The organism is Paracidovorax anthurii (genome assembly GCF_003269065.1).
Classification (GTDB): Bacteria; Pseudomonadota; Gammaproteobacteria; order Burkholderiales; family Burkholderiaceae_C; genus Paracidovorax; species Paracidovorax anthurii.
On the sequence record NZ_QLTA01000127.1, the window covers coordinates 1 to 1,211 of the forward strand.

Sequence of the window (1,211 nt, forward strand, 5' to 3'; positions counted from 1 at the left end):
CCACCGGCATCGGGCCCGTCGCCGTCGGCAGCCAGATCACCTCCGTGCTGTCCGTCTCGCCTGGAGGCGCTGCGCTCTCGCTGCTTCGGCGGTTGCCGTACTGACCCAGCACCGTGCTGCCGATGCCGTCCTCCGCATACACCGTCTGCTGCGTGGTGGCCGGGTTGTCTGAGCCTGAGAGCCGTGCGTCGCGCTTGAAGACCCGCTGGCCCAATGCGTTGGTCGTATAGCTGACGGCCAGGGCGTTGGCCGGGTCGTTGCTCGCTCCCACCTTCGCAATGCGCCCATCCACCCCGTAGTGCAGGTAGGTGTCTCCCTTCTTCGTGAGCGCCCCCGTGGCGTCCTGGACATAGCTCACCTGGGTGCTGCTGGCTGCGGCCCCTGCCGGAGTGAAGGTCTCCGCATACCCCTGCAGCCGGTTGCTGCCCGCCACCCGCGTGTAGACCCGCTCCAGCGTGTCCGCTCCCGCCCCCGTCGCGCTCGTGTGGTGCACCTGCGTGCGGTTGCCGTTCGCATCCCACGCATAGCCGCTCGCCGTCGCCCCCAGCGTGTCGCCCAGGCCCCAGCCCAGGGGCAGCGTCAGGTCCGCCGGCGCGCTGTGGGCACTGGCCGTGAGCCGCCCCACGGCGTCGTAGGTGAACACGCTCGTGAGCGTGGCCTGCTGGGCGGTGTTGGCGGTGTTGCTGCTGTCCGTTCCCGGCAGGGCGTGGCGCTGCTGGATGCGCGTGACGCGCCCCGCGCCGTCCCACACGAGTTCGGGCAGCAGCCGGCTCGCGACCAGCTGGCCCGCCGCCGTGTAGCGGCGCTGCTCGCTCTGGCCCGGGTTCAGTCCGCTCCACTGCCATGCCGTGGGCTGGCCCAGCGGGCTCCAGGTGAGGCCCGCCACCAGCGGCTGGCCGTTCCACTGCAGCCCCGTGAGCTGGCCCGTGGCGTCGTACTGGTATTGCAGCTGCCGCCCACTGGGGTAGGTGATCGCCCCGATCTGCCCCGCCCCCGCGCTGCCCGCGGCCACGTAGCGGTAGCCCAGCGTGCGGCTGTCGCCATTGGCCAGGATCTCGGTCCTGCGCGTGATGCGCCCCTGCAGGTCGCGCTGGTAGCGCGTGGTGACCTCCGGGTCCTGGATTTCACTTAAATGTCCGGCGCTGGCCTGCGGCGCGCCCTCGGCGTTGTAGTCGGCTCCGGACAGGTCGTAGCGCAGTACCGTGGTGCGG

1 pseudogene is annotated in these 1,211 nt (G+C 71.3%); it reads right to left on the bottom strand.

Annotation, left to right across the window (positions count from 1 at the left end):
- Positions 1 to 1,211, bottom strand: a pseudogene (locus tag AX018_RS25385) (hypothetical protein); the annotation flags it as partial.